Annotated in this window: 14 protein-coding genes; 8 read left to right on the top strand and 6 right to left on the bottom strand. The window is 61.9% G+C overall.

Annotation, left to right across the window (positions count from 1 at the left end; genetic code table 11):
• The first annotated feature begins 133 nt into the window (after window positions 1-133).
• The 6 genes from HX807_RS07605 to HX807_RS07580 all read left to right on the top strand — a co-directional run bounded on the left by HX807_RS07605 (window position 134) and on the right by HX807_RS07580 (window position 12308).
• Entirely contained in the window at window positions 134-1444 is a 1311-nt protein-coding gene (locus HX807_RS07605; RefSeq protein WP_003207498.1) for an MdtA/MuxA family multidrug efflux RND transporter periplasmic adaptor subunit, read from the top strand.
• Complete coding sequence (locus tag HX807_RS07600) at window positions 1441-4542, top strand: MdtB/MuxB family multidrug efflux RND transporter permease subunit (protein WP_087692387.1); 3102 nt, start codon at window positions 1441-1443, stop codon at window positions 4540-4542. Before HX807_RS07605 ends, HX807_RS07600 begins: the two co-directional genes overlap by 4 nt.
• Window positions 4539-7646 (top strand): efflux RND transporter permease subunit, encoded by a 3108-nt coding sequence (locus tag HX807_RS07595; protein ID WP_003207502.1) that lies wholly within the window; start codon window positions 4539-4541, stop codon window positions 7644-7646. The genes HX807_RS07600 and HX807_RS07595 overlap by 4 nt, the downstream gene beginning before the upstream one ends.
• On the top strand, window positions 7643-9121 hold the full coding sequence (locus tag HX807_RS07590; RefSeq protein ID WP_003207503.1) for an efflux transporter outer membrane subunit: 1479 nt from the start codon (window positions 7643-7645) through the stop codon (window positions 9119-9121). Before HX807_RS07595 ends, HX807_RS07590 begins: the two co-directional genes overlap by 4 nt.
• A gap of 274 nt (window positions 9122-9395) precedes the next feature.
• Window positions 9396-11489 carry a bifunctional diguanylate cyclase/phosphodiesterase gene (locus HX807_RS07585; RefSeq protein ID WP_003207505.1) on the top strand — a complete coding sequence of 698 codons (2094 nt, stop codon included), beginning with the start codon at window positions 9396-9398 and terminating at the stop codon, window positions 11487-11489.
• A gap of 72 nt (window positions 11490-11561) precedes the next feature.
• Window positions 11562-12308, top strand: a complete 747-nt coding sequence (locus HX807_RS07580; protein WP_008435175.1) for an SDR family oxidoreductase — start codon at window positions 11562-11564, stop codon at window positions 12306-12308.
• Window positions 12309-12357: 49 nt separating this feature from the next.
• On the opposite strand, the gene HX807_RS07575 is transcribed toward HX807_RS07580, so the two are convergent.
• From HX807_RS07575 to HX807_RS07560, 4 genes are all read right to left on the bottom strand, one after another.
• A complete protein-coding gene (locus tag HX807_RS07575; RefSeq protein WP_256349378.1) occupies window positions 12358-12816 on the bottom strand; it encodes a hypothetical protein in 459 nt (152 codons plus the stop codon).
• 101 nt (window positions 12817-12917) lie between these two features.
• The gene (mapR, locus tag HX807_RS07570; protein WP_003207510.1) at window positions 12918-14327 is read right to left on the bottom strand and encodes a GntR family transcriptional regulator MpaR; all 1410 of its coding nucleotides are present in this window, start codon (window positions 14325-14327) and stop codon (window positions 12918-12920) included.
• A gap of 170 nt (window positions 14328-14497) precedes the next feature.
• Window positions 14498-15913 (bottom strand): cytochrome c oxidase accessory protein CcoG, encoded by a 1416-nt coding sequence (gene ccoG, locus HX807_RS07565; RefSeq protein ID WP_177049664.1) that lies wholly within the window; start codon window positions 15911-15913, stop codon window positions 14498-14500.
• Window positions 15914-16097: 184 nt separating this feature from the next.
• Window positions 16098-16337 (bottom strand): DUF3203 family protein, encoded by a 240-nt coding sequence (locus HX807_RS07560; protein ID WP_003207514.1) that lies wholly within the window; start codon window positions 16335-16337, stop codon window positions 16098-16100.
• A 120-nt stretch (window positions 16338-16457) separates the two neighbouring features.
• Here HX807_RS07560 and HX807_RS07555 point away from each other — a divergent pair, with 120 nt between their 5' ends.
• Window positions 16458-16952 (top strand): MgtC/SapB family protein, encoded by a 495-nt coding sequence (locus tag HX807_RS07555; protein WP_087692384.1) that lies wholly within the window; start codon window positions 16458-16460, stop codon window positions 16950-16952.
• Between the two features lie 86 nt (window positions 16953-17038).
• On the opposite strand, the gene HX807_RS07550 is transcribed toward HX807_RS07555, so the two are convergent.
• A complete protein-coding gene (locus HX807_RS07550; protein WP_177049662.1) occupies window positions 17039-17875 on the bottom strand; it encodes a hypothetical protein in 837 nt (278 codons plus the stop codon).
• 195 nt (window positions 17876-18070) lie between these two features.
• Window positions 18071-18229 (bottom strand): hypothetical protein, encoded by a 159-nt coding sequence (locus HX807_RS07545; protein ID WP_166742161.1) that lies wholly within the window; start codon window positions 18227-18229, stop codon window positions 18071-18073.
• Between the two features lie 205 nt (window positions 18230-18434).
• On the opposite strand from HX807_RS07545, the gene HX807_RS07540 reads away from it, so the two are divergent.
• A complete protein-coding gene (locus HX807_RS07540) occupies window positions 18435-20432 on the top strand; it encodes an alpha-1,4-glucan--maltose-1-phosphate maltosyltransferase (protein WP_008435162.1) in 1998 nt (665 codons plus the stop codon).
• Window positions 20433-20591 lie beyond the last annotated feature (159 nt).

Raw genomic sequence — 20591 nt, 5'->3', positions numbered from 1 at the left:
TAGCCAGATAGCGAATGGACTAAGCACAGAAGTTAAAAGTTGTAATCCAAGGTAAATAGCCGGTAAAGGCGCTTTTCTTAACGCGCCCCAGTGCTTATCTTTCAGCCTCCCGAAGAAGAAGCTCTCGCACCCAATGGTTGATCACTCCATGCAATCCACCCCTCGTCACTCCCGCCGCTGGCTGTTCGGCCTCCTTGTGCTGCTGGTCATTGCCGGCCTGTGCTGGAAGTTCTGGCCTGGCACCAGCCACAAGGACAGCGCCGAGAAGAAGCCCGCCGGGCATGCCGGCAAGTCGGGGATGATGCGCCCGGGCTTTGGGGGTTCTACCGGCCCGGTGCCGGTGCGTGTGGCGCCGGCGGTGCTGGGCGAATTCCCGGTGTACTACAAGGCGCTGGGTACGGTGACGGCACTCAACACCATCAATGTGCGCAGCCGGGTTGGCGGAGAGCTGGTCAAGATCGCCTTTGAAGAGGGGCAGATGGTCAAGGCCGGTGACCTGCTGGCGGAAATCGACCCGCGCAGTTACCAGAATGCCTTGCTCCAGGCCCAGGGCACGTTGCTGCAGAACCAGGCCCAGCTGAAAAACGCCCAGGTCGACGTGCAGCGTTATCGCGACCTGTATGCCCAGGACAGTATCGCCAAGCAGACCCTGGACACCGCCGAAGCGCTGGTGTTGCAGTACCAGGGCACGGTCAAGACCAACCAGGGCGCGGTGGATGACGCCAAGCTCAACCTCGAATTCACCAAGATCCGCGCACCGATTACCGGGCGTGTCGGCCTGCGCCAGGTGGACGTGGGCAACCTCGTCGCCGCCAACGACACCACCTTCCTGGCGGTGATCACCCAGACCCAACCCATCAGCGTGGTCTTCACGTTGCCGGAAAACACTCTGGAAACCGTGCTGGCGCGTTATCACGCCGGCAACAAGCTGCCGGTGGAAGCCTGGGACCGTGGCGATGTCGCAGTGAAAGCCACGGGCGTGCTGCAGAGCCTCGATAACCAGATCGACGTCACCACCGGCACCCTGAAATTCAAGGCGCGGTTCGATAACAAGGACCAGGCGCTGTTCCCCAACCAGTTCGTGAACGTGCACTTGCTGGCCGACACCCTGCACAACGTGGTGCTGGCGCCGTCGGCGGCGATTCAGTTCGGCAATACTGGCACCTTCGTCTACGTGCTCGATGGCGACAAGAAGGTCAAGGTGCGTCCGCTGGTGATCGGTGATTCCGACGGCGACAACACCGTGGTCAAGCAAGGCCTGGCCGCCGGCGACCGCGTGGTGCTGGAAGGCACCGACCGCCTGAAGGACGGCAGTGACATTGAAGTGGTCAACGACAGCACTGAAGTGCCGACCACGCCGACCGAACACCTCCAGGGTCAACCGGCAGCCAAGACGCAACAAGGCCCGGCTGATGCCGCCAAGGCGCAAAAGGGCGGCGCATGAACCTCTCGCGGCTGTTCATCCTTCGCCCGGTAGCCACTACCCTGAGCATGCTGGCCATTGTCCTGGCTGGCGTGATCGCTTATCGCCTGCTGCCGGTCTCGGCCTTGCCCCAGGTGGATTACCCGACCATCCGGGTGATGACCCTGTACCCCGGCGCCAGTCCGGACGTAATGACCAGCGCGGTCACGGCGCCCCTTGAGCGTCAGTTCGGGCAGATGCCCGGCCTGACCCAGATGGCGTCCACCAGCTCCGGCGGCGCCTCGGTGCTGACCCTGCGTTTCAACCTCGACATCAACATGGATGTCGCCGAGCAACAGGTGCAGGCCGCTATCAACGCCGCCACCAACCTGCTGCCCAAGGACCTGCCGGCGCCGCCGGTGTACAACAAGGTCAACCCGGCGGATACCCCGGTGCTGACCCTGGCCATCACCTCCAAGACCATGTTGCTGCCCAAGCTCAATGACCTGGTCGACACGCGCATGGCGCAGAAGATCGCGCAGATCAGCGGCGTCGGCATGGTCAGCATCGCCGGCGGCCAGCGCCAGGCGGTGCGGATCAAGGTCAACCCCGAGGCCCTGGCGGCCAACGGCCTGAACCTGTCGGATGTGCGCACCCTGATCGCCGCCTCCAACGTCAACCAGCCCAAGGGTAACTTTGACGGCCCCACGCGGGTGTCGATGCTCGACGCCAACGACCAGTTGGTCTCGCCCAAGGAATACGCCGAACTGATCCTCGCCTACAACAACGGCGCGCCGTTGCGGCTCAAGGATGTGGCGCAGATCGTCGACGGCGCCGAGAACGAACGCCTCGCGGCCTGGGCCAACGAAAACCAGGCGGTCCTGCTGAACATCCAGCGCCAGCCCGGGGCCAACGTCATCGAGGTGGTGGACCGCATCAAGGCGCTGTTGCCAAGCATCACCGACAACCTGCCGGCGGGCCTGGACGTGACGGTGCTTACCGACCGTACCCAGACCATCCGGGCCTCGGTCAAGGATGTACAGCACGAATTGCTGATCGCCATTGCCCTGGTGGTGATGGTGACGTTCCTGTTCCTGCGCCGCTTCAGCGCGACCATTATTCCGTCCATCGCCGTGCCGCTGTCCCTGGTGGGCACCTTCGGCGTGATGTACCTCGCCGGTTTCTCCATCAACAACCTGACGCTGATGGCGCTGACCATCGCCACCGGTTTTGTGGTGGACGACGCCATCGTGATGCTGGAGAACATTTCCCGCTACATCGAGGAAGGCGATACACCGCTCAATGCGGCGCTCAAGGGCGCCAAGCAGATCGGCTTCACCCTGATTTCCCTGACCCTGTCGCTGATCGCGGTATTGATCCCGCTGCTGTTCATGGCGGACGTGGTGGGGCGCTTGTTCCGTGAATTCGCGATCACCCTGGCGGTGGCGATCCTGATTTCCCTGGTGGTGTCCCTGACCCTGACGCCGATGATGTGCGCGCGGTTGCTCAAGCGTGAGCCGAAAGAGGACGAGCAGGGCCGTTTCTACAAGGCCAGCGGCGCCTGGATCGACTGGCTGATCGAGGCCTACGGGCGCAAGTTGCAGTGGGTGCTCAGGCATCAGCCGCTGACCCTGCTGGTGGCCATCGCCACCCTGGGCCTGACCGTGGTGTTGTACATGGTGGTGCCCAAGGGCTTCTTCCCGGTGCAGGACACCGGTGTGATCCAGGGCATTTCCGAAGCGCCACAGTCGATTTCCTTTGCGGCGATGAGCCAGCGCCAGCAGGAACTGGCGAAGATCATCCTCGAAGACCCGGCGGTGGAGAGCCTGTCGTCCTATATCGGGGTAGACGGTGATAACGCCACCCTCAACAGTGGTCGCCTGCTGATCAACCTCAAGCCCCACGGCGAACGGGACCTGAGCGCGGCGCAGATCATCACGCGCCTGCAGCCGCAACTGGACAAGCTGGTGGGGATTCGCCTGTTCATGCAGCCGGTGCAGGACCTGACCATCGAAGACCGCGTCAGCCGTACCCAGTACCAGTTCAGCATGTCCTCGCCGGACGCCGAGCTGCTGGCCTTGTGGAGTGAAAAGCTGGTACACGCCCTCAGCCAGTTGCCGGAACTCTCCGACGTCGCCAGCGACCTGCAGGACAAGGGCTTGCAGGTGTACCTGGTGATCGACCGTGACGCCGCATCGCGCCTTGGTGTGTCGGTGTCGACCATCACCGACGCGCTGTACGACGCGTTCGGCCAGCGGCAGATATCCACCATCTACACCCAGGCCAGCCAGTACCGCGTGGTATTGCAGGCCCAGTCCGGTGAAACCCTCGGCCCGGACGCCCTGAACCAGATCCATGTGAAAACCACCGACGGTGGCCAGGTGCGGCTGTCGAGCCTGGCCCATGTGGAACAGCGCCAGGCCCAGTTGGCAATCGCGCATATCGGTCAGTTCCCGGCGGTGATGATGTCGTTCAACCTGGCCCCCGGCGTGGCGCTGGGCAAGGGCGTCGACCTGATCAACCAGACCCAGAAAGACATCGGCATGCCGGTGGGCGTGCAGACCCAGTTCCAGGGCGCGGCCCAGGCATTCGAGGCTTCGCTGTCGAGTACCTTGCTGCTGATCCTGGCGGCGGTGGTGACCATGTACATCGTGCTCGGGGTGCTCTACGAGAGCTACATCCACCCGATCACCATCCTCTCGACCCTGCCGTCGGCAGCGGTGGGCGCCTTGCTGGCCTTGCTGCTCAGTGGCAACGACCTGGGGATGATCGCGATCATCGGCATCATCCTGCTGATCGGCATCGTGAAGAAGAACGCGATCATGATGATCGACTTTGCCCTCGACGCTGAGCGCAACCAGGGTCTGGACCCGCAAACCGCGATCTACCAGGCGGCGCTGTTGCGCTTCCGGCCGATCCTGATGACCACCCTGGCGGCGCTGTTCGGTGCCGTGCCGTTGATGCTCGCCACCGGCTCCGGCGCCGAGTTGCGCCAGCCGCTTGGCTTGGTGATGGTGGGCGGGTTGCTGGTGAGCCAGGTGTTGACCCTGTTTACCACCCCGGTGATCTACCTGTATTTCGACCGCCTCGGCCGTCGCTGGCGCAAAGAGCCGGTGCGCCTGGAGCCGGTTGAGTCATGAACCTGTCCGGACCTTTCATTCGCCGGCCGGTAGCCACCATGCTGCTGAGCCTGGCGATCATGCTGCTGGGCGGCGTCAGCTTCAACCTGTTGCCGGTGTCGCCATTGCCGCAGATCGATTTCCCGGTGATCGTGGTGTCGGCCAGCTTGCCGGGGGCCAGCCCCGAGGTGATGGCGTCTACGGTGGCCACGCCGCTGGAGCGTTCCTTCGGCGCGATTGCCGGCATTACCACCATGAGCAGTTCGTCGAGCCAGGGTTCGACCCGGGTGATCCTGGCGTTCGACTCCAATCGCGACATCAACGGCGCGGCGCGGGAAGTGCAGGCGGCGATCAACGCCTCGCGTAACCTGCTGCCCAGTGGCATGCGCAGCATGCCCACCTACAAGAAGATCAACCCGTCCCAGGCGCCCATCATGGTGCTGTCCCTGACCTCGGACGTGTTGCCCAAGGGCCAGCTGTACGACCTGGCCTCGACCATCCTGTCCCAGAGCCTGTCCCAGGTGCCGGGCGTGGGTGAAGTGCAGATCGGCGGCAGCTCGTTGCCCGCCGTGCGTATCGAACTGGAACCCAAGGCCCTCGACCAGTACGGCGTGGCCCTGGACGATGTGCGCAATACCATCGCCAATGCCAACGTGCGCCGGCCCAAGGGTTCGCTGGAGGACAGCCAGCGCAACTGGCAGATCCAGGCCAACGACCAGCTGGAAAAGGCCAAGGACTATGAACCGCTGCTGATCCGCTACCAGAATGGCGCGGCCTTGCGCCTGGGGGATGTGGCGAAGATCAGCGACGGCGTCGAGGACCGCTACAACAGCGGCTTCTTCAACAATGACTCGGCGGTGCTGCTGGTGATCAACCGCCAGTCCGGCGCCAACATCATCGAGACGGTGAAGCAGATCAAGGCACAACTGCCGGCCTTGCAGGCGGTGTTGCCGTCCAGCGTCAAGCTGAACCTGGCCATGGACCGTTCGCCGGTGATCACCGCCACCTTGCACGAAGCCGAGATGACCCTGCTGATTGCCGTGGCCCTGGTGATCCTGGTGGTGTACCTGTTCCTCGGCAACTTCCGCGCCTCGCTGATTCCCACCCTGGCGGTGCCGGTGTCGCTGGTGGGTACGTTTGCAGTGATGTACCTGTTCGGCTTTTCCCTGAACAACCTGTCGCTGATGGCGCTGATCCTCGCCACCGGCCTGGTGGTGGACGATGCCATCGTGGTGCTGGAGAACATTTCCCGGCACATCGACGAGGGTGTGCCGCCGATGAAGGCGGCTTACCTGGGGGCCCAGGAAGTCGGCTTCACCTTGCTGTCGATGAACGTCTCGCTGGTGGCGGTGTTCCTCTCGATCCTGTTTATGGGCGGTATCGTTACCAGCCTGTTCCGCGAGTTTTCCATCACCCTGGCAGCGGCGATCATCGTCTCGCTGGTGGTGTCGCTGACCCTGACCCCGATGCTCTGCGCCCGCTGGCTCAAGCCCCATGTCAAAGGCCAGGAAACAGGCTTGCAGCGCTGGAGCCAGAAGATCAACGATCGCATGGTGGCCGGCTACGCCCGCAGCCTGGACTGGGTGCTGCGCCACAAGCGCCTGACGCTGCTCAGCCTGTTGGTGACCATCGGAGTCAACGTCGCGCTGTATGTGGTGGTGCCGAAAACCTTCATGCCCCAGCAGGACACCGGGCAACTGATCGGCTTTGTGCGTGGCGACGACGGGCTGTCATTCAGTGTGATGCAGCCGAAGATGGAAATCTTCCGCAAGGCGGTCCTGCAGGACCCCGCGGTGTTGAGCGTGGCAGGCTTTATCGGCGGCAACAGCGGCACCAACAACGCGGTGATGCTGGTGCGGCTCAAGCCCATCAGCGAACGCAAGATTTCTGCCCAGGCGGTGATCGAGCGCATGCGCAAGAATGTGCCACTGGTGCCCGGCGGGCGCCTGATGCTGATGGCTGACCAGGACCTGCAATTCGGCGGCGGCCGCGACCAGACCACCTCGCAGTATTCCTACATCCTGCAGAGCGGCGACCTGGCGGCCTTGCGCCTGTGGTACCCGAAAGTGGTTGCCGCGTTGCGTGAGCTGCCGGAGCTGACCGCCATCGATGCCCGTGAAGGGCGCGGCGCGGCCCAGGTGACGCTGATTGTCGACCGCGACCAGGCCAAGCGCCTGGGCATTGACATGGACATGGTCACTGCCGTGCTCAACAACGCCTACAGCCAGCGGCAGATTTCCACCATCTACGACAGCCTCAACCAGTACCAGGTGGTGATGGAGGTCAATCCGAAGTACGCCCAGGACCCGATCACCCTCAATCAGATGCAGGTGATCACGTCCACCGGTGCGCGCGTGCCGCTGTCGGCCATCGCTCACTATGAGAACAGCCTGGCGGACGACCGGGTCAGCCATGAAGGCCAGTTCGCCTCGGAAAACATTGCCTTTGATATGTCGCCCGGCGTCACGGTGGAGCAGGGCACGGCAGCCATTGAGCGGGCGATTGCCAAGGTCGGCCTGCCGGAAGAGGTGATCGCGAAGATGGCCGGTACGGCCGACGCCTTCGCTGCCACCCAGAAAGGCCAGCCGTTCATGATCCTCGGTGCACTGGTGGCGGTGTACCTGGTATTGGGGATTCTGTATGAGAGCTATATCCACCCGCTGACCATTCTGTCGACCTTGCCGTCGGCGGGGGTGGGCGCCTTGCTTTCGATTTACCTGCTGGGGGGCGAGTTCAGCCTGATCTCGCTGCTGGGGCTGTTCCTGCTGATCGGGGTGGTGAAGAAAAACGCGATCCTGATGATCGACCTTGCGCTGCAACTGGAACGCAAGGACGGCATGAGCCCGCTGGAATCGATCCGCGCCGCCTGCCTGGTGCGGCTGCGTCCGATCCTGATGACCACGCTGGCGGCGATTCTTGGCGCCGTGCCGCTGCTGCTCAGCACGGCCGAAGGCGCGGAAATGCGCCAGCCCCTGGGCCTGACGATTATCGGCGGGCTGGTGTTCAGCCAGATCCTGACCCTCTACACCACGCCTGTGGTTTACCTTTATCTCGACCGCCTGCGCCACCGTTTCAACGGTTGGCGCGGAGTGCGTACCGATGCTGCCCTGGACACTGCGCTATGACCGATTCAACGTTTCCCACCGTGCAACGTCTGGCGATGACTCGCGGCTCAAAGCTGCTGAGCCTGGCCCTGTGCGGCGTGATGCTCAGCGCCTGCGCCGTCGGCCCGGACTACAAACGCCCCGAATTGACCGAGCCTGCCCAGTACAAAGAGGCCCAGGGCTGGCGCCAGGCCGCGCCCAGCGACTCGCTGGCCCGGGGCGCCTGGTGGGAGCTGTACGGCGACAAACAACTGAATGAGCTGGTAGAAAAACTCAACAGCTCCAACCAGACCGTGGCCCAGGCCGAGGCGCGTTATCGCCAGGCCGCCTCGCAGGTGCGCAGTGCCCGTGGGGCGTTCTTCCCCACGGTTGACCTGAGTGCCTCGAAAAGCCGGGCCAGCCAGGGTACCGGCAGCAGTAACGCCAGCCTCAGCAGCTCCAGCAGCGGTATTCGCGACACCCTCAACACCCAGTTGGGCGTGAGCTGGGAAGCCGATATCTGGGGCAAACTGCGCCGGGGCCTGGAAGCCAATGAAGCCAGCGCCGAAGCCAGCGCGGCGGATCTTGCGGCGATGCGCCTGAGCCAGCAATCGGAACTGGTGCAGGATTACCTGCAACTGCGGGTCATGGACGAACAGACCCGTTTGCTGCAAGCCACGGTGGACACCTACCAGCGCTCCCTGCAGATGACCCAGAACCAATACCGCGCCGGTGTCTCGGGCAAGGACGCCATCGCCCAGGCCCAGACCCAGCTGAAAAGCACCCAGGCCAGCATGATCGACCTGATCTGGCAGCGGGCGCAGCTGGAAAACGCAATTGCCGTGCTGATCGGTGTGCCGCCGGCCAACTTCAACCTGGCGGTGAGCAAGGACATTCCGGCGCTGCCGCAGATTCCGGTGAGCCTGCCGTCGCAACTGCTGGAGCGCCGCCCGGATATCGCCCAGGCGGAGCGCTCGGTGATCGCGGCCAATGCCAACATCGGCGTGGCCAAGACCGCTTACTACCCGGACCTGACCCTGAGCCTGGCCGGCGGCTACTCCAGCAGCACCTACGCCGACTGGATCAGCCTGCCGAACCGCTTCTGGTCGGTGGGGCCGAAACTCGCCATGACCCTGTTCGACGGGGGCCAGCGTTCGGCCGAAGTTGACCGCGCCGAGGCGTCCTACGATGAGACCGTTGCCAAGTACCGCCAGACCGTACTCGATGGGTTCCGCGAGGTGGAAAACTACATGGTCCAGCTCAAGGTCCTGGAAGACGAGGCGGTCGTGAGTAACGAGGCCCTCGAAGCGGCCCGGGAATCCCTGCGCCTGACCCAGAACCAGTACAAGGCCGGGTTGATCGCCTATCTCGATGTGGTCACCGTGCAAGCCACCGCCCTGAGCAACGAGCGTACGGTGCTGACCCTGCTGCAAACCCGGCTGGTTGCCAGTGTGCAACTGATCGCTGCACTGGGCGGTGGCTGGGATGGCCAAATGCAGCTGAGCGACAAGAAGTAAACCTCGCTCTGGCTTGTGTACGGGCTTGTGTGGGCGCGGGCTTGCTCGCGAAAACGGTGGGTCAGTCAACTGTGTATGAACTGACCCGCCGCTTTCGCGAGCAAGCCCGCTCACACAAGGGTTCTGCGGTGTTTTTGAGCCAGCGGATTGGCGTCAAATTTTGAATGATGGCTATACGACAATATTTCAGGTGTACAAGATTTATTCTCGCTACAATCCCTGACTTTTCAGCCCGGCACGGATGCCGTTCGGCCCATAGGTCACGAGAAGTCCCATGCTCACCGGTAGTTATTCCCCCGCCCTGGTCCTGATTTCCCTGTTCGTCGCGATCCTCGCATCCTATACGGCGTTGGACCTGACCGGCCGCATCGCCACTGCCAGGGGCCGCGCGGTGTACCTGTGGATGGGCGGCGGCGCGCTGGCGATGGGCGTGGGCATCTGGTCGATGCACTTTATCGGCATGCTCGCCTTCCGCCTGCCCATCAGCCTCGGCTATGACGTCGGCATCACGGCGCTGTCGTTGTTGATCGCGATCCTGTCCAGCGGTTTTGCCTTGTGGCTGGTGAGCCAGCCGCGTTTGCCGGCGTGGCAACTGGCATTTGGCGCATTGATCATGGGCGCCGGCATCAGCGCCATGCACTACACCGGCATGGCCGCCATGCGCATGACCCCCGGCATCGACTACGACCCCACGCTGTTCACCGCCTCGTTGCTGATTGCCGTGGGTGCGTCGGCGGCGGCGTTGTGGATTGCCTTCAACCTGCGGCGCAACACGCCGTATGTGCGGTTGGCCCGAGGCGGGGCGGCGATGGTGATGGGCGTGGCGATTGTCGGCATGCACTACACCGGCATGGCCGCCGCGCGTTTCGCCGATGGCAGCTTCTGCGGCGCGGCCCTGGACGGCTTGAGTGGCAAGGGCCTGGATAACCTGGTGCTGGTTACCACCCTGGCAGTGTTGATCATCGCGCTGCTGACCTCCCTGGCCGATGCCCGCCTGGAAGCCCGCACCGCGGTGTTGGCCGACTCCCTGACCCAGGCCAACCAGGAACTCACCCACCTGGCCCTGCACGACATGCTCACCGGCTTGCCCAACCGCACCCTGCTCGCCGACCGGATCCAGCAGGCGATACAGCGGGTGAACGAAGAGGGCGGCTGCTTCGCGCTGATGTTTATCGACCTGGACGGCTTCAAGCCGGTGAATGACGCTTTTGGTCACCACATGGGCGACCAGCTGTTGCAGCAAGTCGGCCTGCGCCTGCGCGAAGACTTGCGCAGCCAGGACACCCTGGCCCGCATCGGCGGTGACGAGTTTGTATTGCTGGTGCAATTGGGCCAGCCCGACGATGCGTTGCGCCTGGCCGAGCGCCAGGTGGGCATGATCAACCAGGCCTTCCACGTCGCCGAGCATGAGCTGAAAATCTCCGCCAGCATCGGCATCGCACTGTTCCCCGGCAACGGCGCCACGCCCCAGGAACTGCTGATGAACGCCGACGCGGCGATGTATCACGCCAAGGGCATGGGCAAGAACGGCTACAGCTTTTTCGACGTGTCGATGAACACCAATGCGCGCAAGCAACTGCAACTGCTGCAGGACTTGCGCAATGCCGTGGAGCACGAGCAGTTCCGGCTTTATTACCAGCCCAAGTTCGACGCCATCAGCGGCCGCCCGGTCGGTGCCGAGGCGCTGCTGCGCTGGGAGCACCCGCAACAAGGCCTGTTGTTGCCGGACAAGTTTATCGAGCTGGCGGAAAAGACCGGGCTGATCATCCCCATCGGCGAATGGGTACTCAACGAAGCCTGCCGCCAGATGCAGGTGTGGTATGCCCAGGGCTATCACGACTGGCGCATTGCCGTGAACCTGTCGGCGTTGCAGTTCTGCCACGCCGGGCTGGTCAAGAGTGTCGCCGCTGCCCTGGAACGCCACCGCTTGCCAGCCAACAGCCTGACCCTGGAAATCACCGAAACCACCGCCATGAGCGATGCCGACGCGAGCATGACGGTGTTGCAGAAGCTTTCGGACATGGGCGTCGACCTGTCCATCGACGACTTCGGTACCGGCTATTCGAGCCTGATGTACCTCAAGCGTCTGCCGGCCAATGAGCTGAAGATCGACCGGGGCTTCGTGCGTGACCTGGAGCACGACAGCGACGACGCCGCTATCGTCTCGGCCATCGTCGCCCTCGGTCAGGCCCTGGGCCTGCGCATTGTGGCCGAGGGTGTAGAGACCGACTCACAGCAGAGCTTCCTCACCCGGCTGGGCTGCGATTCGCTTCAGGGGTATCTGCTGGGGCATCCGTTGCCGGCCGAGGGTTTCATGGCCGACATCCAGCGCGCCGAGCAGGTGGTGAGTGTGCATTCGGTGATGTGAGCCCATGCAAAACCTGCAGGGCGCAGGTAGTATTGGATCCATCAGCTCACGTTGAACCAGGAGACCTTACACATGGACAAAGTCGTCGTCATCACCGGTGGCAGTCGTGGGATCGGCGCCGCCACGGCGCTGCTGGCCGCCGCCCAGGGCTATCGCATCTGTATCAATTACCAGGCCGATGAAGACGCCGCCCACCGCGTACTTGAGCAAGTGCGTGCCCTCGGCGCCCAAGCGATTGCCGTGCGGGCTGATGTCAGCATCGAAGACGAAGTGATTGGCCTGTTCCACCGGGTCGATACCGAACTGGGCCGGGTGACGGCACTGGTCAACAACGCAGGTACCGTCGGGCACAAGTCGCGGGTCGATGAGATGTCCGAGTTCCGCATTCTGAAGACCCTCAGGACCAATGTGTTGGGGCCGATCCTGTGTGCCAAGCATGCGCTGCTGCGCATGTCGCCCAAGCATGGCGGGCAGGGCGGCAGCATCGTCAACGTTTCATCGGCCGCCGCGCGGTTGGGCTCGCCGGGGGAGTATGTGGATTACGCCGCGTCCAAGGGCGCGCTGGATACCTTCACTCTCGGGCTCTCCAAGGAAGTGGCGGGCGAGGGGATCCGGGTCAATGGCGTGCGTCCCGGGTTTATTTTCACCGACTTCCACGCCCTGAGCGGCGACCCGGATCGGGTCAGCAAGCTTGAACCGGGCATCCCCATGGCCCGTGGCGGGCGTGCAGAGGAAGTCGCGGAAGGGATTATCTGGCTGCTCTCGGACAAGGCGTCCTATGCGACGGGAACCTTTCTTGACCTGGCGGGCGGTCGGTAGTTTTGTACCGCCTGTGGCGAGGGGCACGCCGCTCGCCACAGCCCAGGTATCAAGCGCCGCGCAGCGCTTCATAGCCCCTGAGGGAAAACGCCTTGAGCAGGCTGGCCTCCGAGTCTGGATGAATGGCGTAGCCGTGATTCGAAAAACCGTCCAGGACACCGTTGCGGCTATGGCTGGCGCTTAATTTGAGATCGTCCACGTTGTCGATAAATCGCAGTACCTTATCCAGGTTGTAGGTGGCGTCGGCGCGAGAGTCCGGGTCTTGGTTGGCCGCGCTCCAGTCACCCACCTGGCGCTTCAGGTCATCGCTCACTTCGTAATGGTCGCGGTTATCCAAGAAGTTCTTCAGCACAGGGCTTTGTTCGGTAATCTGGTCACTTGATCGATGATCTCCCGCGGGGCGCCCGGTAGCGCCTGTCATTTCGCGCACCTGTTGCTGCTCTGCGGCACGCATATAGTGGGGAGGAACGGGAAGGGGTCGCAGGCCGGCAGCTGAAGAAATAGTCATAAGGCATCTCTGATGTGAACCAAGTGAATGCGCTCTTTCTATCGTAAGAAATAGCGCACTCCTGTGTGGTTCTTAGCCCGGCTACGGTTCCCATCCGTAGGTTAAAACGACCGCACAATCTTCCCCAGCGTCTCCATCGCCTTCTCACACGACTCATCCCACGGGCTGCCGTAGTTCAAGCGAATGCAGTTCCTGAAGCGCTGTGTCGGCGAGAAGATCGGTCCCGGTGCGATGCTGATGCCCTGGGCCAGCGCCATCTGGAACAACTTCAACGAGTCGGTTTGTTCCGGCAATTCCAGCCACAGGAAGTACCCGCCGGCAGGCTGGCTGACCCGTGTCTGCGCCGGGAAATAGCGCGCGATGGCGGCGAGCATGGCGCTTTGCTGTTCTTCCAGCGCGTAACGCAATTTACGCAGGTGCCGGTCGTACCCGCCGTGTTGCAGGTAATCGGCAATCGCCGCCTGGGCGGGCATCGAGGCACACAGCGACGTCATCAACTTCAGCCGCTCGATCTTCTGCGCATAACGTCCGGCGGCGACCCAGCCGATGCGGTAGCCCGGAGCCAGGCTCTTGGCGAACGAGCCGCAATGCATCACCAGGCCTTCGGTGTCGAACGCCTTCGCCGGTTTGGGCGCCTGTTGACCGTAGTACAACTCGGCGTACACGTCGTCTTCGATCAGCGGCACCTGGTGGCTGCGCAGTAACTCCACCAGTTCCTGTTTCCGGGCCTCGGGCATGGTTGCGCCCATCGGGTTCTGGAAACTGGTCATGCACCAGCAGGCCTTGATCGGGTAGCGCTCCAGGCTTTGCGCCAGCACCTTGAGGTCGATGCCATCGCGTGGGTGTACGGGGATTTCCACCGCCTTGAGTTTCAGGCGCTCGAGGATTTGCAGGCTGGCGTAGAACGCCGGTGCTTCGATGGCCACCAGGTCGCCCGGCTCGGTCACGGCTTGCAGGCACAGGTTCAGTGCTTCAAGGGCGCCGTTGGTGATCAACAGTTCTTCCATGGGCAGCATCAGCCCGCCCACCATGTAGCGCAAGGCAATTTGCCGGCGCAGTTGCGGGTTGCCCGGCGACATGTCGGTGACCACCATGCGCGGGTCCATTTCCCGGCTGGCGCTGGCCAGGGAACGGGCCAGGCGTTGCAGCGGGAACAGCGTCGGGCTGGGGAAGGCCGAGCCGAAGGGCACGGTTTGCGGGTCCTTGATGGAATCGAGCACCGAGAACACCAATTCGCTGACGTCCACCTCGGTGGACTCGTGCACATGGGCACTCACCACCGGCTCGGAAAACGGGCTGGGCGCATGGGTGTTGACGAAGTACCCGGAGCGCGGGCGGGCGCGGATCAGCCCGCGTCGCTCCAGCAGGTAGTACGCCTGGAACACCGTGGACGGGCTGACACCGTATGTCTGGCTGGCATAACGCACCGAAGGCACGCGCTGGCCGGGCCCGAGCACGCCGGAGCGGATCAGTTCTGCGATGTCGTCGGCGAATTTTTCGTAGCGTTTCATTGGGGCTCAGTGCTTTGAACAGATTTTGCTGATTGAACACAGATCAAACGGTGGGAGCGGGCTTGCTCGCGAAAGCAATCTTTCAGTTGATGTATCCATTGACTGGCACACCGCTTTCGCGAGCAAGCCCGCTCCCACATTTTGATCTCCAGTGTTGCTGAAAGCTGGGCTCAGCGATTCAATGGCGCCACAAACCGGCTGTCCGCCGCGCTGTAAATCCACGGCTCATCCACGTCCGAGACCTTGAAGCGGATCCTCTGCGAACTGCTGGCGGGCTTCTCTGCGGTCATCGCCACCGACACCGGCACATCGGTAATCTCACCTGGTGCCAGGCTGATCTCGGTCTTGCCCTGCAGCTGGAAGCCGTCGCCGTCCATCAGCTCCAGGCGGTAATCCTGGCGCTGCTGGGTCTTGTTGATGACCTTGAGGCTGTAGATGTTCTCGATCAAGCCGTCACTGTTCTCGCGGAACATCCCCCGGTCCTTGGTCACGTCCAGCGACACCATCGGGCGTTCTACCAGCGCCACCACCAGCGCGCCGATCATCACCAGCAGCACGGCACTGTAGCCGATCAGGCGTGGCCTGAGCAGATGGGTCTTGCCACCTTGCAACTGATGCTCCGAGGTGTAGCTGACCAGGCCGCGGGCATAGCCCATTTTATCCATGATCGAATCACAGGCATCGATACACGCGGCGCAGCCGATGCATTCCATTTGCAGGCCGTCACGGATGTCGATGCCGGTGGGGCATACCTGCACGCACAGCTGGCAGTCGATGCAATCACCCAGGCCGACGTCCGCCGGTTGCACGTCTCGTTTGCGCGGGCCACGGTTCTCGCCGCGGGCTACGTCGTAGGAAATGGTCAGGGTGTCCTTGTCGAACATCACACTCTGGAACCGCGCATACGGGCACATGTGCATGCACACCGCTTCACGCAGCCAGCCGGCGTTGATGTAGGTGGCGCCGGTAAAGAACAGCACCCAGAACAGGCTTACGCCGCCCATTTGCCAGGTCAGCAGCTCCTCGGCCAGCGGCCGGATCGGCGTGAAGTAGCCGACAAATGTCAGCCCGGTCAGCACGCTGATCCCCAGCCACAGCGTGTGCTTGGCCGAGCGCCGCGCCAGCTTGTCCAGGCTCCAGGGCGCAGCTTGCAGCTTGATGCGTTGGTTTCGCTCGCCTTCAGTGACCTTTTCGCACCACATGAACAACCAGGTAAACGAGCTTTGCGGGCAGGTATAGCCACACCACACACGCCCTGCGAATACGGTGATGGCGAACAGGCCGAACGCGCAGATGATCAACAGCGCCGACAGCAGGATGAAATCCTGGGGCCAGAACGTGGCACCGAAGATGTGGAATTTGCTTTCAGCCAGGTCCCATAACACCGCCTGCCGTCCGCCCCAGTTCAGCCACACGGTGCCGAAAAATGCCAGGAACAGAAAGCCTGCGCCTGCCACGCGCAAGGTACGGAACAGGCCGGTAAAACTGCGGGTGTGAATCAGGTTGTCGCTGGATTTGGCCTTCATCTTCTTTGGATGTGCAGGCTCAAACACTTCTACGGTTCGGACGGGGATTCTATCGCTCATGGTCTTTCGCTCATCAGCCTCCATCAGGCAGATGAACTATGACCGGCGCTCTGTTTGCATAACAGACTCAGGTATGGCGATAAAAAGCGGATCAGATGGGCCGCCCGTGCATGCCTGCGACAATGTGCTGCACCCGGTGGTGCGCGGGGTGCAGCGCTTTTGAGGCGGGGCTGATCCAGGTCAATCAAATCACCGAATCACCGTCGGTAGCTTTCAAGTGCTTACGGCCGTCTTTGGCACCCGCTACGGTCAATGCGTCGGCTTCGGCTTCGGTGATATAGGTGCGGTCACCGTTCAGCTTCACGAACGACATGGATTTTTCGCTGTCGGTTTCGACCGTGACATGGGTGGCTTCCAGTTGTTTCTCGTGGCCGTCCACATCGACGGTGAAGAAACATTGCTGACCTTCGATACGTACGGGCATATCGATCTCCTTTTTGTGGGCTGTTACTGATTAGGGTGGGATGCGCAGGCAATGGTTCTGCGCAACTGACTGACGGTCGATGCTGTCCATGTTCTATCGACCCCCAACAAGGAAACGTCCATGGACGCCTGGTGGCATGAAGTCTGGGTAACCCTGCAAGCGGAATTTGCCGATATCGGCGATGCCCGGCAGCTCACGCAAATCACCGTTCGGCTGCTGATTGCGGCGATATTGGGCGGGATCCTGGGTTACGAGCGCGAACAGAAAGGCAAGGCCGCCGGGGTACGCACCCACATGCTCGTGGCCCTGGGCGCCGCGCTGTTCGTGTTGGTGCCGAGCATGTCCGGCTCCCAGGCAGACGCCATGAGCCGTGTGCTGCAGGGCGTGATCGCGGGCATCGGCTTTCTTGGCGCCGGCACCATCCTAAAGGGCAAGGAAGACGAGGAGGGTCAGCACGTCAAAGGGCTGACCACCGCCGCCGGCTTGTGGATGACCGCCGCCATTGGGGTGGCGGCGGGAATGGGGCGGGAATCCACGGCGGTACTCAGCACGTTGTTGGCCTTGGCGGTGTTCAGTGTGATGCCAAGAATCGTCAGGCTATTGGAAAAGAATTAGTCGCCGTATGTTTCATCAGGTCGCGCGTGAATGGGCTGACAGCGTGATATCGAGGCGTGTGCAACTTCACGCTCCTGCTGGACTGATCACCGTACCGGAATGGTGATTTGATCTTCTTTGTGATACGCGAATATGCGTTGGTCTTGAGCGAGCAAGTCAACACGAACCACCGGAAGCAGGCGCTGCGTATAGCCGTAATACTCGCGCTGAAGTTTCTTGGCCGCATCTCTTCCTGGCAAGTTGGCAGCGTTATAGAAGAAAGCCTGGAAGGGGACTTTATCAATCTCGGACACTGTCCAGGCTGAGGTGACGACTTCATTCCAATCTTCAATATAGTTTGCCGGCATCAGTTTTCTGACAGTGATGCTTAGAGAAAACTGCTGCACCGATCCACGAAACGCACACATAAAAAAATAAGCCGGTTTGACTTTGTTGAAGTGGGCCAGCCAGGTGGGGCCATCCACCACGCCTTGCTCATCGCAGTGCCGGCTCCATTCACGCTGGTAGCCTGGCAGCTCCCTGGAAGTTTCGCCGCATCCATCCGGGCGGTCACCTGTCGCACCATTGGTGGGAAAAGAGCAGCGCACGCTGATTGGGCCCGCTGCGGTGGAGGGCAATGCCGACATTATTACGCCAGCGTCCCGTGCAAACAGCTTCCTGATACCCAGGTCGGCTCGCAGGTAAGAGAATGCGGCGGCATTGCGCTCAAGCTCGCCGGGCGATGCTATGAGGCTGTCAGTGACGCGAATAAGCACCCCATTGCAGTGATACAGGGCCAGGCCATCGGCACACTGAGCAGCGGTGTCCTGGTAGCGGTTGTTTAATTTGCTTGCGATTTCCGTATCGAGCGGGCCGGAGGGTTCGGTGGTGCAGGCGGTCAAGGTGCAAAGGGAAAGCAGCAGGTAGGCGGCTGTTCTTTTCATGAGGTATCTCCGAGAGGTTTTATTGTTCTGTTCTTCGCGCGTCGCACACTTTGATCATGGGCGGCGTTCGTCTCGGTTGATACTGTCGGTTTTGACAGTTCTTTATAATTTTTTGTGAATGAAGTTGCAGCTTATAGATTCAAGTAAACGCGGAAGCCTGAAGCTTCCGCTTTTTACTTCCTGTGATCGGTCTCTTCAGACAATCACCGGCGGCATCGTCGTCGGTGGTTCCTCCACCGGTGGTGGCTGTGTGCCTGGCGGTTCCTGCTCGGGAACCGGGTCGGGTTCGGTCGGCGGTAATGTGGGCTTATCTATATTGGGATCAGGCGTTTCAGCCGGAATAGGGATATTCATCGGTATGGCCTCCTTTGTGCTTTGCTCTATCGGTGGACAATCGCGTGGTGGATTTGATTCCCCGCCCGATGGCGGGATATCCGCCTGAACTTTTCACTCGTCGGCATGCTCGGAACCTAGACGGCCCTGCTCAGGGAGAGTGGCGTCGTTTCAGAATTTGAATCAAGCACAAGAGCGTCCACTGGGCGTTAAGGGGAGATGCTCGATGACTGCTGAAACACTGACTCAAGACGATTCAACCTCCACATTACCGCTGTCCCAGGCACTGTTGCTGCCAAGGATCGCGATTGAAAGCACGACCCCGGTGATCGGTGGCGGCGAGTTCGCCGTCAAGGCTGTGGTTGGCCAGCGCGTGCAGGTTGCCAGCAAGGTGTTCGCTGATGGCCACGACAAGCTTGCGGTGATGATCCGCTGGCGCCCGCGCAGTGAAGAAAGCTGGCACAGCGTGGTGATGACCGATGTCGGCAACAACGGCTGGGAAGGCGCATTCACCGTGACCGCCCAGGGCCCGCATGAGTATTGCATCGAAGCCTGGATCGACACGTTTGCCAGCTTTCGCTACGAACTGAGCAAGAAACACGAGGCCGGGGTGCCGGTCAGCCTGGAGTTGCAGGAAGGCCGCAGCCAGGTCCTGCAAGCCGCCGAGCGCAGTGACAATGAGTTGCGTGACCGGCTGATGTTGCTGCACCACGAACTCTCCGGTTTGCTGGAAACCGAGCAGGTTGCGTTGTTCCTGCACGAAGACAGTGCACACCTGATGACCCAGGCCGATCACCGCGCCTATTTGAGCATCAGCCCGGTGTATCCGATTGATGTAGAGCGCGAGGCTGCGCAATTTGCCAGCTGGTACGAGTTGTTTCCCCGCTCGATCACCGACGATCCCGCCCGCCATGGCACATTCAACGATGTGCACTCACGGCTGTCGATGATCCACGACATGGGCTTTGACGTGCTGTACTTCCCGCCGATCCATCCGATCGGTCGCAGCCACCGCAAGGGCAAGAACAATTCCCTGACCGCCGGGCCGGACGACCCGGGCAGCCCGTATGCCATCGGCAGCGAAGAGGGCGGCCACGAGGCGATCCATTCGCAGTTGGGCACCCGTGAGGATTTCCGCAACCTGGTCAAGGCCGCCGCCGACCATGGCCTGGAAATCGCCCTGGATTTTGCCATCCAGTGCTCCCAGGACCACCCGTGGCTCAAACAGCATCCGGGCTGGTTCAACTGGCGGCCCGACGGCACGATCAAATACGCCGAGAACCCGCCGAAGAAATACCAGGACATCGTCAACGTCGACTTCTATGCGGCCGACGCGATTCCCAGCCTGTGGGTCGAGTTGCGCGACATCGTGGTCGGTTGGGTGGAAGAGGGCGTGAAGACCTTTCGCGTCGACAACCCCCACACCAAGCCGCTGCCGTTCTGGCAATGGCTGATCAGCGATGTGCGTTCTAAATACCCCGAAGTGATCTTCCTCGCCGAAGCCTTCACCACCCCGGCGATGATGGCGCGCCTGGGCAAGGTTGGTTACTCCCAGAGCTACACCTACTTCACCTGGCGCAACACCAAGGCCGAGTTGAGCGAGTACCTGAGCGAACTGAACGAGTCGCCGTGGCGCGAGTGCTTCCGGCCGAACTTCTTCGTCAACACCCCGGACATCAACCCCGGCTTCCTGCATGAATCCGGCCGCGCCGGCTTCTTGATCCGCGCCGCGTTGGCCACCATGGGCTCAGGCCTGTGGGGCATGTACTCGGGTTTTGAACTGTGCGAAGCGGCCCCGGTGCCGGGCAAGGAAGAGTACCTGGACTCGGAGAAGTACGAGATCCGCCCGCGAGACTTCACGGCGCCGGGCAACATCATTGCCGAGATCGCCCAGCTCAACCGCATCCGCCGGCAGAACCCGGCCTTGCAGACGCACCTGGGGCTCAAACTCTACAACGCGTGGAACGACAACATCCTGTACTTCGGCAAACGCAGCGAGGATGGCAGCAACTTTATCCTGGTGGCCGTGAGTCTCGACCCGTTCAACGCCCAGGAGGCCAATTTCGAGTTGCCGCTGTGGGAGCTGGGCTTGCCGGACGATGCCCAGACCCAGGGCGAAGACCTGATGACCGGCCACCGCTGGACCTGGTACGGCAAGACCCAGTGGATGCGCATCGAACCGTGGCATCAGCCGTTTGGCATCTGGCGCATTACCGTTTCCTGAATCGACACCGATCTCCAAACCACTGGAGATCAAAGGTGGGAGCGGGCTTGCTCGCGAAAGCGGAGTGTCAGTCTCCGAATCGGTCCACTGATATACCGCTTTCGCGAGCAAGCCCGCTCCCACATTGACCGAGTTCCTTCAGGCAGAATTTTTCGAATT

The sequence above is a fragment of the Pseudomonas sp. D8002 genome, from assembly GCF_013385695.1.
Lineage (GTDB): Bacteria > Pseudomonadota > Gammaproteobacteria > Pseudomonadales > Pseudomonadaceae > Aquipseudomonas.
Note: the sequence above shows the minus strand (reverse complement) of the source record. Positions and strands in the feature narration are given on the sequence as shown.

Excerpts from the sequence above, each read along its gene's own strand:
- HX807_RS07595 (WP_003207502.1), top strand. The coding sequence starts at position 4,539 with ATGAACCTGTCCGGACCTTTCATTCGCCGGCCGGTAGCCACCATGCTG.
- ccoG (WP_177049664.1), bottom strand. The coding sequence starts at position 15,913 with ATGAGCGATAGAATCCCCGTCCGAACCGTAGAAGTGTTTGAGCCTGCA.
- HX807_RS07575 (WP_256349378.1), bottom strand. The coding sequence starts at position 12,816 with ATGACTATTTCTTCAGCTGCCGGCCTGCGACCCCTTCCCGTTCCTCCC.
- HX807_RS07540 (WP_008435162.1), top strand. The coding sequence starts at position 18,435 with ATGACTGCTGAAACACTGACTCAAGACGATTCAACCTCCACATTACCG.
- HX807_RS07605 (WP_003207498.1), top strand. The coding sequence starts at position 134 with ATGGTTGATCACTCCATGCAATCCACCCCTCGTCACTCCCGCCGCTGG.
- HX807_RS07550 (WP_177049662.1), bottom strand. The coding sequence starts at position 17,875 with ATGAAAAGAACAGCCGCCTACCTGCTGCTTTCCCTTTGCACCTTGACC.
- HX807_RS07545 (WP_166742161.1), bottom strand. The coding sequence starts at position 18,229 with ATGAATATCCCTATTCCGGCTGAAACGCCTGATCCCAATATAGATAAG.
- HX807_RS07580 (WP_008435175.1), top strand. The coding sequence starts at position 11,562 with ATGGACAAAGTCGTCGTCATCACCGGTGGCAGTCGTGGGATCGGCGCC.
- HX807_RS07585 (WP_003207505.1), top strand. The coding sequence starts at position 9,396 with ATGCTCACCGGTAGTTATTCCCCCGCCCTGGTCCTGATTTCCCTGTTC.
- HX807_RS07600 (WP_087692387.1), top strand. The coding sequence starts at position 1,441 with ATGAACCTCTCGCGGCTGTTCATCCTTCGCCCGGTAGCCACTACCCTG.
- HX807_RS07555 (WP_087692384.1), top strand. The coding sequence starts at position 16,458 with ATGGACGCCTGGTGGCATGAAGTCTGGGTAACCCTGCAAGCGGAATTT.
- HX807_RS07590 (WP_003207503.1), top strand. The coding sequence starts at position 7,643 with ATGACCGATTCAACGTTTCCCACCGTGCAACGTCTGGCGATGACTCGC.
- HX807_RS07560 (WP_003207514.1), bottom strand. The coding sequence starts at position 16,337 with ATGCCCGTACGTATCGAAGGTCAGCAATGTTTCTTCACCGTCGATGTG.
- mapR (WP_003207510.1), bottom strand. The coding sequence starts at position 14,327 with ATGAAACGCTACGAAAAATTCGCCGACGACATCGCAGAACTGATCCGC.